Below are 12,228 nucleotides of genomic sequence, written 5' to 3'. Positions count from 1 at the left end.
CTCGGTCCCGGCAATGTGTTGCCAGGGGCGTCAGGCCCGCATGCGCTGCAGCAGTCCTGCGGTCGATGCATCGAGCTCCGCCACATCCCCGCTGGCCAGGCGCTGCTGCAGGTCACGCGCCAGCAGCTTGCCCAGTTCCACCCCCCACTGGTCGAAGCTGTTGAGGCCCCACAGCGCGCCCGCCACGAACACGCGGTGCTCCTGCAAGGCGATCAGCGCACCCAGCGCCGCCGGTGTGAGCGCATCCAGCAGTACGAAGGTACTGGGCCGGTTGCCCGGGAAGTGGCGATGGCCATCATCGCAGGAACGCCCCTGCATCAAGGCCTGGGCCTGGGCCAGGGCGTTGGCCAGCAGTTGCTCATGGTGGCCCTGCAGGCCGTGCGACGGCCGCTGCACGGCGATGATCTCCAGCGGCACGATGTCCGTACCCTGGTGCAGCATCTGGAAGAAGGCATGCTGCCCATCCGTACCCGGCTCGCCCCAGAGCACGGGGGCTGAGCCCAGCGCCAGCGGCCGGCCCTGGCGGTCCACGCGCTTGCCATTGCTCTCCATCTCCAGTTGCTGCAGATAGGCCGGCAGGCGCCGCAGGCCTGCGTGGTAGGGCGCAATGCAGCGGCTGGCAAAGCCCAGCAGATTGCGGTTCCAGACATCGAGCAGGCCCAGGCGCACGGGCAGGTTGGCCTGCAGCGGTGCCGTGCGGAAGTGCTGGTCCATGGCATGCGCGCCGGCCAGCAGGTCGCGGAATGCCGCTGCTCCCACGGCGAGGGCCACGGGCAGCCCGATCGCCGACCACAGCGAATAGCGCCCGCCCACCCAGTCCCAGAAGCCGAAAGTGGTGGTGATGCCCATCTGCGCAGCCGCCGAGGCATTGGTGGTCAGCGCCACGAAATGCCGCGCCACATCTTCACCGCCCTGCGCATGGAACCATTGCAGCGCACTGCGCGCATTGGTCAGCGTCTCCTGCGTGTTGAAGACCTTGGAGGCCACGATGAACAGCGTGCTGCGCGGCTGCAGCCCATCGAGCACCGATTGCAGCTCATGCCCATCCACGTTGGAGACGAAGTGCATGCGCCGCCGTGCGTCGCACATTCCCTGCAACGCCTGCACGGCCATCTGCGGCCCCAGGCCTGATCCGCCGATGCCCATGCACACCACATCGGTGATGCCGGCATCGGCCCTCACGCGCTCGGCATAGGCCAGCATGGCATCCAGGGTTTCGTGCACCTGGGCCAGGGCCCATGCCAGACCCGGCGGCGACTCGCCGCGCGGGCAGCGCAGCAGCGCGTGCAGCACGGCGCGGCCTTCGCTGCCGTTGACGTGCTCGCCGGCGAACATGGCATCGCGCTGCTGCTCCACTGCGCACTCGCGCGCCAGACGCAACAGCAGCGCCTCGGCCGGGGCATCCCAGAGGTTCTTGGACAGGTCTGCAAAACAGTGTGGCGCCTCCTGGCTGAAGTGCGCGAACCGGCCGGGATCATCGGCAAAGGCGTGGCGCAGATCGAAGCCCTTGCGCAGGGCCAAGGCATGGTGGTGCAGCGCAGGCCAGACAGTGGCATGGTCGCAGCGCGGGGGCTGGGGAATGACGGACAGCATGGGATAAAAGTAATCTGATTACCAAATCGACAACACATCTCTGGAACAAAACCTCAATACCTTCCTATAATTTATCCGATTCTTCAAAATTTTGGTAACCAAGTTACCAAAATAGATGCACCAACTTGTGGAGACAGCATGGGTTTCGATCTGGTTTTGTTCGGTGGCACGGGTGATCTCGCATGGCGCAAGCTCATGCCCGCGCTGTTCCAGGCGTTCCGCCATGGCACCCTCCCCGAGGGGGGGCGCATCCTGTGCGTGGGTCGCGATGATCTGAGTGACGACCAGTACCGCGCGCTCATCCAGGGCCGCTTCGAAAAGGTGGAACTGTCCAAGCGCCCCAGTCCAGAGGAGTTCTCGCGTTTCGCGGCCCTGCTGCACTACCTGCGCATGGACCTGTCGCAACCCGCCGACTACGAGCGCCTGGCCACGGCGCTGAACACGCGCGGCGCCGAGACGGTGGTGATGTACCTGGCCACTGCGCCCAGCCTGTTCACCACGGTCTGCGAGCAGATTGCCGCCGTGGGCCTGAATGGCCCGCAGACGCGCGTGGTGCTGGAAAAGCCGCTGGGCCACGACCTGGCCTCCAACCAGGCCATCAACGCCACGCTGCGCAAGGTCCTGCGCGAAGAGCAGGTGTTTCGCATAGACCACTACCTGGGCAAGCCCTCGGTCCAGAACCTGCTGGCCCTGCGCTTCGGCAACGCCCTGTTCGAGCCACTGTGGCGGCGCGAGACCATTGCCAACATCCAGATCACCATTGCCGAGGAACTGGGCGTGGAAAGCCGGGGCGCCTTCTACGACCAGACCGGCGCGCTGCGCGACATGGTGCAAAACCATGCCCTGCAACTGCTGTGCGCCATCGGCATGGAGCCGCCGATCAACGCCTCCGCCCACGCCATCCGCGACGAAAAGCTCAAGGTGCTGCAGTCGCTCAAGCCCTGGACGCCGGAAACCCTGAGCCAGCACGTGGTGCGCGGCCAGTACCTGGCCGGCGCCAGCCAGGGCCAGCCCGTGCCCGCCTACCAGCAAGAGAAAGGCGTGGCGGCCGGCAGCCAGACCGAGACCTTCGTCGCCCTGCGCACCGAGATCTGCAACTGGCGCTGGGCCGGCGTGCCCTTCTATATCCGCACCGGCAAGCGGCTGGCAGGACGGGATGCGCGCATCGTCGTGAACTTCCGGCCCGTGCCCCATCCCATCTTCCGCTCGCCCCTGTCCGAAGCCAACCGCCTGGTCATCAACCTGCAGCCCAAGGACGGCCTGGAGCTGCACCTGCTGGCCCAGGGCGCCACCCAGCAGCAGGCCGAGCCTTCGCTGGCCCCCGTGCACCTGAACCTGGACTTCGACCAGCGTTTCGGCGCCAAGCGCGTGGGCGCCTACGAGCGCCTGCTGCTGGACGTGATCGCCGGGCGGCTGAACCTGTTCGTGCGCAGCGACGAGCAGGAACAGGCCTGGCGCTGGGTGGAACCCATACTGCAGCACTGGCGCAACGATCTCTCGGGGCCGCGCGGCTATGCGGCTGGCAGTTGGGGGCCCAGCGCGGCCAGCGCGATGATTGCGCGGGATGGGTTTTGTTGGAGCGAGGAGGTTTAGGCACCCCCTGAGGCGCTTCGCGCCTTCCCCCTCTCTCGCTACGCGGGAGGGGGACGACAGCATCGCTGCGGGGCGGCCCTTGCTCGCTGTCCCTGGCGCTGGGGCGCGCCGGTTTCAGGCGATGCGCTCGGCCTGCAACGCAGCCTATAGCCCGCGAGGGGCGCTGGATCATGGGGGAACCTACAATGAGGCCCCGAGAGACTGACCACACCATGAATCCTGCTGCGCCGGCTGCCGATGCCGCCCCCACTTCCTCCCTGATCGATCCCAAGCTCGCCATGGGATGGATGCACACGACGCGCTTTTTGACGACGGCTGCGCAACTGCACCATCTTCCCAAGGTCGATGTGCCCGAGATCGCGTTCGTGGGCCGCTCCAATGCCGGCAAGTCCACCTGCATCAACACGCTGACGCAGCAAAAGCAGCTGGCCTTCGCCTCGAAGAAGCCCGGCCGCACGCAGCACATCAACCTGTTCTCCCTGGGCAAGCAGGGCGTGACCGACGCCGTGCTGGCCGATCTGCCCGGCTACGGCTACGCCGCCGTGTCGCGCACGGACAAGCAGCGCTGGCAGCGCGTGATGCTGAACTATCTGGTCAGCCGCGAGAGCCTGACGGGCATCGTGCTGCTGTGCGATCCGCGACTGGGCCTGACCGAACTCGACGAAGCCTTGCTCGATGCCCTGCGCCCGCGCGTGCAGGAGGGCCTGAAGTTCCTCGTGCTGCTGACCAAGGCCGACAAGCTCACGCGCGCCGAGCAGGCCAAGGTGCTGTCCATCACGCGGCTCAATGCCGGCGGTGGCGAGGTGCGCATGTTCTCCGCGCTGAAGAAGCAAGGTGTGGACGAGGTGGCCCAGCTGCTGTGGCACTGGAGCCATCCCGAAGGGCTGGCCCAGCCGGCCGCCGCTGCACCGCAGGCGGACGTCGCAGCCGCGACGCCCGGCGAGAGCGACAGCCCCCAAGATTAGCGCCCGGAGGCGCTCGTGTAGCCAGCGCCCCGCAAGGAGCGCAACATGGTGACCACCTGCATTCGTGAGCTGCCTCACGGCATCCATCTGCACTGCCGCGTCAGCGGCGAACCCGGCCGGCCGTTGCTGCTGTTCCTGCACGGCTTTCCCGAGGGCAGCTTCATCTGGGAAGGCATGCTGGAGCAGTTCGGCACGCAATGGCGTTGCGTCGCCCCCGATCTGCGGGGCTTTGGCCATTCCAGCCAGCCGGCCGGCGTGGAGCAGTACAAGGCCAAGCACCTGCTGCAGGATCTGGCGGCGCTGATCGCCATCGAAAGCCCTGGCGCACCCGCAGCCTGCGTGATCGCCCACGACTGGGGCGGTGCCCTGGCCTGGGGTCTGGCCAATCGCCATCCCGGGCTGATGCAGCGGCTGATGATCCTCAACGCCCCGCATCCAGGCGCCTTTCTGCGCGAGTTGCTGGACAACCCCGTGCAGCAGGCCGCAAGCCAGTACATGCATTTCCTGCGCCGCCCCGACGCGCCCGCCCTGCTGGCCGACAACAACTGGCAGCGCATGCTGGGATTTTTCCGCACACCGCAGGGCGAGTTGCCCGGATGGCTCACGCCGCAGTTGCAGCAGCGCTACCGCGAGCACTGGGACCTGGGCGTGCAACGCTCCTGCCACTACTACGGCGCCAGTCCCCTGGTGCCGCCCCGGCCCGAAGATCCGGCCTCAGCCGACGCACTGCGCAACCTGAGGCTGCCGCCCGAGATGCTGGACATCGGCGTGCCCACGCATGTGCTCTGGGGCGACAGCGACCCGGCGCTGCAACCCGCCCTGGTCGAAGGCCTGGAGCCGTGGGTGCCGCGCCTGACGGTGCAGCACCTGGCAGGCACTTCGCACTGGGTCGTGCACGAGCAGCCCGATGCGGTGCGGCAAGCGCTGGAGCAGTTCCTGTCCCGCCCCGTTCAGTAGACCGAGGGCTCGCCCTCGGGCCGGGTCTTGAAGCGCCTGTGCACCCAGTAGTACTGGTCGGGCATGGTGCGAATCGCCGCTTCCAGCTCGCGGTTCATGCGTGCCGTATCGGCCTCGGCATCGTCGGTGGGAAAGTCCGTCCAGGCCGGCGTGATCTCGGCCACGTAGCCCGTGGGCGTCATGCGCGTATACATGCCCAGCACCTTGGCCCGACCCAGGCGCGCAAAGCGCGACAACGAGGGAATGGTGGCCGCGTTCACGCCGAAGAAGGGCACGAAGACCGAGTCGTTGCGGCCGAAGTCCATGTCGGGCAAAAGGTACAGCAGCCCGCCCTTGCGCAGGCTGGAGATGATGGGCTTGACCCCGTCGGCGCGGTTGAGCATGCGCACATCGCCAAAGCGCTGGCGCCCCGACATGAACCACTCATCGACCGCCGGGTCCGGGTGGGTGGAAAAAATCGAGGTGAAAGGCCGCGTGGTGTGCAGCGGCAGCGCCAGGCCACCCGCGTCCATGCTGTAGAAATGCGGCGCGAACAGGATGGTGGGCGTATCGCCATCGAGCTCATGCACGGCGCCCTGCAGCTTCACGCGCTCGGCCACCACCTCGCGCGGCGCGGCCCACAGCCAGCTGCGGTCCAGCCAGGTCTGGCAAAAGACGATGAAGTTGCTGCGCGCCAGGTCCACGCGCTGCGCCTCGGTCAGCTCGGGAAAGCACAGTTCCAGATTGCGCAGCGCCACCTTGCGGCGCGGCGCCGCCAGCACGAACAGCACACGCCCCAGAAACGCACCCAGCCCCCGCAGCCACGGCAGCGGCATCCAAGCCAGCGACCGCATCAGCCATACGCCGATGCGCCCGCTCATGCACCCACCTCGCCGGCGGCTGCTTCACGGCGCGGCTGCTTGTAGCGCGCATAGCCCCACAGGTACTGCTGCGGGCATTGGCGAATGGTCTGCTCCATCGCCTCGTTGATCTGCTGCACCGCAGCTTCCAGATTCTCGGACAAGGGCACGGGCAACTCCTCAAGATACAGCGCATAGCCCCGCCCCCAGGACAAGCGCTCACAACGGGCCACGATCACCGCGGCCCCCGTCTGCAACGCCAGGCGCGCCGCCAGCGTCATCGTATAGGCATCACGGCCGAAGAACGGCGACCAGACGCCCTGCCCCTCGGGCGGAACCTGGTCTGGCAGCAGCCCCACTGCCATGCCCTTGCGCAGCGCCTTGATCATCTGTCGCACGCCGGCCAGCGTGGTCGGCATGGCCTGCACGCCGGGGCGGTTGCGCGCCGTCTCCATGACGCGGGCCAGCCAGGGCTGGCGCGCGGGGCGGTAGAGAATGGTGATCTCGCCATGCTCGGCCGACCATTGCCGCGCCGCCTGCTGCACAGACAGCTCGAAGCAGCCCAGGTGCGGCGTCAGAAAGATGATGCCGCGCCCGGCCGCGTAGGCCCGGCGCACGCATTCCTCGTTGTGCATCTCGCAGCTCGGCTGCCTGCCCATCCACATGCGCGGCAGCTCCGCCACCATGCGCCCCGCATGCCCCACGGCCGGCGCCACGGCGCCGAGGCCGTAGCCGGCCTGCCGGGCGTTGGCCAGAAAGCGGCGCCGGTACGTGGCCGAAGCGGCAAACGCCACCCAGCCCATGAGCGCGCCAAGGGGGTGCAATAGCCACAAAGGCAGTGCAGCAAACAGTCGGAACAGGGATGGCATTAAAATGATGGGTGTCGCTGAGTTAACTGAGCAACTTGCAGAGCGACGTTAAACAATTTCTGCTAAAGCGTTCGCCAGAGCTCCTGCAGCTTGGGCAGCGCCCAGCAAAAAAGCTGCAACCAAGGAGTTTATTCATATGGCGAACGACTTTCTTTTCACCTCGGAATCCGTCTCTGAAGGCCATCCGGACAAGGTGGCTGACCAGATCTCTGACGCGATCCTGGACGCCATTTTCGCCCAAGACCCGTACAGCCGCGTGGCGGCCGAGACGCTGACCAACACGGGCCTGGTGGTTTTGGCAGGAGAGATCACCACCGGCGCAAACGTCGACTACATCCAGGTCGCACGCGACACCATCAAGCGCATCGGCTACGACAACACCGACTACGGCATCGATTACAAGGGCTGCGCCGTGCTCGTGGCCTACGACAAGCAAAGCCAGGACATCGCCCAGGGCGTGGACAAGGCCAGCGATGACGAGCTCAACACCGGCGCCGGCGACCAGGGCCTGATGTTCGGCTACGCCTGCGACGAGACGCCCGAGCTGATGCCCGCGCCCATCTACTACGCGCACCGCCTCGTCGAGCGCCAGGCCCAGCTGCGCAAGGACGGCCGCCTGCCCTTCCTGCGCCCCGACGCCAAGAGCCAGGTGACCATGCGCTACGTGGACGGCAAGCCCCACAGCATCGACACCGTGGTGCTGTCCACCCAGCACAGCCCTGACCAGTCGGAAACCGCCACCAAGATGAAGGCCAGCTTCACCGAAGCCATCATCGAGGAAATCATCAAGCCCGTGCTGCCCTCCGAGTGGCTGCAGGACACCAAGTACCTGATCAACCCCACGGGCCGCTTCGTTGTCGGCGGCCCCCAGGGCGATTGCGGCCTGACCGGCCGCAAGATCATCGTCGACACCTACGGCGGTGCCTGCCCCCATGGCGGCGGCGCCTTCAGCGGCAAGGACCCGACCAAGGTGGACCGCAGCGCCGCCTACGCCGCGCGCTACGTGGCCAAGAACATCGTGGCCGCCGGCCTGGCGCGCCAGTGCCAGATCCAGGTGGCCTACGCCATCGGTGTGGCACGCCCAATGAACATCACGGTCTACACCGAAGGCACGGGCGTGATCCCCGACGCCGAGATTGCCAAGCTGGTGGCTGCCCACTTCGACCTGCGTCCCAAGGGCATCATCCAGATGCTGGACCTGCTGCGCCCCATATACAGCAAGACCGCCGCCTACGGCCACTTCGGCCGCGAAGAGCCCGAGTTCACCTGGGAACGGACGGACAAGGCAGCAGCGCTGCGTGCGGCTGCCGGCCTGTAAGTCCATGGATCCAGAGGGATCCCCCTGTGCCAAGGCGACCAAGCCCCATGCCCCCGGCATGGGGCTTTTTTCATCGCGGGCCTTCTCACAACACTCACATCACTTGACGCAGCAGGCGCAGTAACCGGGTTTCACGGCTGTTAAACTGCCTGCGCTTTTCCCATGAGAGGCCATTTGCAAGGCCAACCCATCCAAGCTCCGCCACATCCGAGACAAGACAAGAAGCAATGGCTGCCTCCCCCAAAGCGATCTACTGGTTCAGTGCCCTTCTTTTGCTGGCCATATTGGGCGTTTACCTGCCCGGCCTGAACAACGGGCTGTTGTTCGACGATATGCGCCTGACGGATGGAACGATCTTCGGCAACTACGGCAGCCTGCTGGATTTCAAACAGCGCACGCTGTCGTATGGCAGCTTCGTCTGGATCGAACAGCTCTTTGGAGCCGGCTGGTGGAAGCAGCGCGTCTTCAATATCGCCTTGCATCTCGCGACCGTGGCAGCTTTGTATGCACTGTTCAAGGCCCTGCTGACGCAGACGCGCTTTCCGCATGACATCGAAGAGCAGCCCCATTTCCTCGCGTCGCGCGATGCAGCCCTGCAGTTGGGCCTGATCCTTTTTGCACTGAACCCCGTCGCGGTCTATGCCGTTGGATACCTGGTGCAGCGCTCCATCGTCATGGCAACGCTCTTTGCCGTGCTGGCATGCTGGGCCTTTGTGCGTGGGCTTCAGGGCGGGCGCGCCCTCTGGCATGCTGCGGCATTGATCTGCTATGTGCTTGCAGTACTGTCCAAGGAGCATGCTTTTCTGACAGTCGCCATGGTGGTGCCGCTTTACATTTTTGTGAGGCGCCCCGGCCTGAAGGCTGCCATGGTCATGGTGGGAGTAGCCTTGCTGCTGCTGGCCATTGCCTCGGCTGCTGTCTTTCATTTCTTCGGCAGTCTGGTAGGCCAGATTTTCGATGAGCAATCCCAAGGCTATGCAAGGCAATTGGAAGCCCTTCGGCCCGGAATCACCTCTCAGATCTATCCCCTGAGCATCCTCAATGAAGCCGCTCTGTTTTTTGCCTATGGCTTTCTGTGGATCGTTCCATATGTGGGCTGGATGTCCATCGACCTGAGACCGGCATTTCCCCTGGGCTTTGGATCGATATGGCACCTTGCCGGAGCCATGGGCTATCTCACCGTGCTGGGCTGCGCCTTGTGGGCATTGATCAAGCGCCCAGGCGTCATCGGCCTCGTCGCCCTCTGCATTCTGTTTCCCCTTCTCTGGTATGCCACTGAATTCGCCACAGTCTGGCTGCAGGATCCCTTCGTGCTGTACCGCAGCTACCTGTGGGCGGTGGCTATTCCGGGGCTGGTGGCCATTGCGTTGACAGGGGTCAAGCCACGCACCATCTACATCGTCGGCATCGTCATCGGCATGGTGTTCGGAGCCATGGCTCTCGAGCGCGTGCTCTCTCTTCAGGATGTAGGCACATCCTGGGCCGATGCCGCTGAGAAAATCGACAAAAAAGCCCCCGCCAATGCCGTGGGACGCGGCCGTGCCTTCCTGAACGTCGGAACAGCACATGCAGACAAGGGCATGCTCGACCAGGCGCTGCAGGACTTCGCCACGGCCAATGCCCTTGGAGACTTGGGCGGTAATGCGCTGTTCAATATGGGTGCCGTTCTGTCCCAGCAAAAGAAATTCCCCGAAGCCCTCAATGCCTTTGCCGCAGCCCAGGCCAAAGGCTTCAATGGCCAAGCCCTGTACTACCAGAAAGCCGAAGCGTTGATGGCCACAGGCCAGTTGCGCGCAGCATTCGAGGAATACTCACGCGCCCTGGGCGAGCCCCCCGAAGACAGTGCCAACGCCAAGCAAATGGAGCAGACCCTGCGCCTGAAACGCGCAGAGGCGGCCATAGGTGTGCAGCAATACAAAGTTGCAGCTGACGACTTCCGAACTCTGCTGCAGACCTCGCCAAACGCCCCTCGCCTGATCGTCGGATTGGGGCTGGCCCTTGTCGGCCAGGGTGATAGTGCGCAAGCCAAAGAGCTGCTGGAACCACTGGTTGCTCGCAGCCCCAGCGCGCCCGCTTTCTACGGGCGTGCAATGGCCTATCACGGCCTGGGCAACCTGCCGGAAGCACTGAAGAGTCTGGACCAGGCAATACGCCTGGAGCCACAGAATCCGCAGTACCGGCAGGTCCGCAATCAGCTGAGCCCGGCTACCGCAAAGCCTCAGACGACGAAGTAGGCGCTGTCCGCCATGGCCCTGCGCATACTTCACGTCGGTAAATTCTTCCCTCCCTACCGGGGCGGCATGGAAGTCTTTCTGGCCGACCTGATACACGAGCAACGACGCCAGGGTGTCGATGCCCATGCCCTGGTCCATGGTGATCCGGAGCCGGATGATCCCGCCTGGCTGGAACGCGTGCCCGTTCAATTCAATCTGGTCTATGCCCCCATGGCCATGGGATTCCGGCGCGCACTGGGCCGCGCCATCGAACGCATTCAGCCCGACGTACTGCACCTGCATCTGCCCAACAACTCGGCGCTTTGGGCACTGACCCTGCCCATCGCGCGGCGCGTGCCCTGGGTCATCCACTGGCACTCCGATGTGGTGGTGTCCAACATCAAGTGGTCCGTGGCATTGGCCTACATGCTGTACCGGCCGTTCGAGCAGGCCTTGCTGGAACGCGCCCAACAGGTATTCGCAACGTCGCCACCCTATCTTGAGGCCAGCAATGCCCTGCGCACTTGGCGCAGCAAATGCGAGATCGTTCCGCTGGGCCTGAACCTCGAAACCATTCCTGCACCAGCATCGCTGCAGCACGGCCAAGGCTGGCGCCCCGACACCCGGCTGCGCCTGTTGTCCATCGGGCGGCTGACCTACTACAAAGGCTTCGAGACCTTGATCCGAGCCGTCTCGGCCATGCCAAGCGTGGAGTTGCTGATTGCGGGAGAAGGCGAGCTGCGAGCATCCCTGGAAGAGCTGATACGCCAATGCACTCCCGAGGGCAAACAGGCCAGTGTGCGACTGGTGGGCTCGGTATCGGACGAGGAAAAACATGCCTTGTTTGCAGAGTGCGACATCTTCTGTCTTGCCTCGCGCGAACGTACGGAAGCTTTCGGCATCGTATTGCTGGAGGCCATGCTGCACGGCAAGCCCTGTTTGGTAACTGACCTTCCCGGTTCGGGCATGCCCTGGGTAGTCGCCCACTCGCACGCCGGCCTGCATGTACCGTTTGAAGACATTGATGCCTGGCGCAGCAGCATTGCTCGCCTGCAGCACGACACGGCCCTCAGGCAGCGGCTGGGCCAATCGGGCTACAAGGCCTTGCATCGGTTTTTCAGCATCGGCCCCTGTGAACGAAGCGTGGCGCGCCACTACCGCAGCCTGGCACCCGACACCCGCCCGGCAAGAGCACGCCAGGACTTGCTGGTTGTCATTTCCACGCGCAACAACGAAGCCGAGATTGCGCACCTGATACGTCGCGTGCATGCATTGGTCGAGGCCAGCGTGCTAGTCGTGGACAACAGAAGCACGGATGCTACCTGCCATGAAGCCGAGCAATGCGGTGCCAGGGTGCTGCGCCCCTTGCTGGCAATGACCAATTGGGGCAGCCTGCAGACCGGCCTGCGCTATGCGCAGACCCATGGGTTCCAGACCGTCGTCACCATCGACGCCGAAGGTCGCTATGAGGTGGAGGAGCTGCTCACGCTGCTGGCACAACGCAAGCAGGCGGACATGGTCGTAGCCTACTTCGCCGAACGCAACAGCCTGGTGCGCCGCATCGCATGGCAGTGGTTTCGCTGGTTGACGGGGTTTGGACTGCGGGATTTTGTGTCTGGGTTCCGGCTGTACAACCGGCAGGCACTGGAGGTTGCGACCTCCACCGAAGCCACGATGCTCGACTACCAGGACATCGGGACTTTGCTGCTCATGCGCAGGCAAGGCCTGGAAATCGCCGAAGTGGCTCTGCCGCTGCACACTGCAAGAACAGACCGGTCGAAAATCTTCCGCTCCTGGGCCAACGCCGTCCGTTACGCCGCCGTATCATCACTTCTCAGCATTGCGCATGGCCGGCGCAGTGTTCAGCCCCGGATCTAGCCT

At 64.8% G+C, this 12,228-nt stretch carries 9 protein-coding genes; 6 read left to right on the top strand and 3 right to left on the bottom strand.

What is annotated here, in order from left to right; genetic code table 11:
• Positions 1-30: 30 nt before the first annotated feature.
• On the bottom strand, positions 31-1,593 hold the full coding sequence (gene pgi / locus LGR64_RS02085) for a glucose-6-phosphate isomerase (protein ID WP_141835208.1): 1,563 nt from the start codon (positions 1,591-1,593) through the stop codon (positions 31-33).
• Between the two features lie 138 nt (positions 1,594-1,731).
• Here pgi and zwf point away from each other — a divergent pair, with 138 nt between their 5' ends.
• The 3 genes from zwf (at position 1,732) to LGR64_RS02070 (ending at position 5,108) form a co-directional block, all read left to right on the top strand.
• A complete protein-coding gene (gene zwf, locus LGR64_RS02080; RefSeq protein ID WP_012207397.1) occupies positions 1,732-3,186 on the top strand; it encodes a glucose-6-phosphate dehydrogenase in 1,455 nt (484 codons plus the stop codon).
• A gap of 212 nt (positions 3,187-3,398) precedes the next feature.
• The gene (yihA, locus tag LGR64_RS02075) at positions 3,399-4,151 is read left to right on the top strand and encodes a ribosome biogenesis GTP-binding protein YihA/YsxC (RefSeq protein WP_013800744.1); all 753 of its coding nucleotides are present in this window, start codon (positions 3,399-3,401) and stop codon (positions 4,149-4,151) included.
• Between the two features lie 45 nt (positions 4,152-4,196).
• On the top strand, positions 4,197-5,108 hold the full coding sequence (locus LGR64_RS02070) for an alpha/beta fold hydrolase (RefSeq protein WP_230354940.1): 912 nt from the start codon (positions 4,197-4,199) through the stop codon (positions 5,106-5,108).
• Here LGR64_RS02070 and LGR64_RS02065 read toward each other — a convergent pair.
• Together LGR64_RS02065 and LGR64_RS02060 are read right to left on the bottom strand one after the other, a co-directional pair.
• A complete protein-coding gene (locus tag LGR64_RS02065) occupies positions 5,102-5,968 on the bottom strand; it encodes a lysophospholipid acyltransferase family protein (RefSeq protein ID WP_013800742.1) in 867 nt (288 codons plus the stop codon). The two genes, LGR64_RS02070 and LGR64_RS02065, sit on opposite strands and share 7 nt — an antisense overlap.
• Positions 5,965-6,816 carry a lysophospholipid acyltransferase family protein gene (locus tag LGR64_RS02060; protein WP_230354939.1) on the bottom strand — a complete coding sequence of 284 codons (852 nt, stop codon included), beginning with the start codon at positions 6,814-6,816 and terminating at the stop codon, positions 5,965-5,967. Before LGR64_RS02060 ends, LGR64_RS02065 begins: the two co-directional genes overlap by 4 nt.
• A 136-nt stretch (positions 6,817-6,952) precedes the next feature.
• Here LGR64_RS02060 and metK point away from each other — a divergent pair, with 136 nt between their 5' ends.
• From metK to LGR64_RS02045, 3 genes are all read left to right on the top strand, one after another.
• Entirely contained in the window at positions 6,953-8,134 is a 1,182-nt protein-coding gene (gene metK, locus LGR64_RS02055; protein ID WP_198819575.1) for a methionine adenosyltransferase, read from the top strand.
• 227 nt (positions 8,135-8,361) lie between these two features.
• Positions 8,362-10,368 carry a tetratricopeptide repeat protein gene (locus tag LGR64_RS02050; RefSeq protein ID WP_230354938.1) on the top strand — a complete coding sequence of 669 codons (2,007 nt, stop codon included), beginning with the start codon at positions 8,362-8,364 and terminating at the stop codon, positions 10,366-10,368.
• 12 nt (positions 10,369-10,380) lie between these two features.
• Positions 10,381-12,225 carry a glycosyltransferase gene (locus LGR64_RS02045; RefSeq protein ID WP_141835225.1) on the top strand — a complete coding sequence of 615 codons (1,845 nt, stop codon included), beginning with the start codon at positions 10,381-10,383 and terminating at the stop codon, positions 12,223-12,225.
• The last annotated feature ends 3 nt before the right edge of the window (positions 12,226-12,228 follow it).

Origin of the sequence: Delftia sp. Lp-1 (assembly GCF_020523835.1) — a bacterium.
Classification (GTDB): Bacteria; Pseudomonadota; Gammaproteobacteria; order Burkholderiales; family Burkholderiaceae_C; genus Comamonas; species Comamonas acidovorans.
This window is presented reverse-complemented; position numbering and strand designations above follow the sequence as displayed.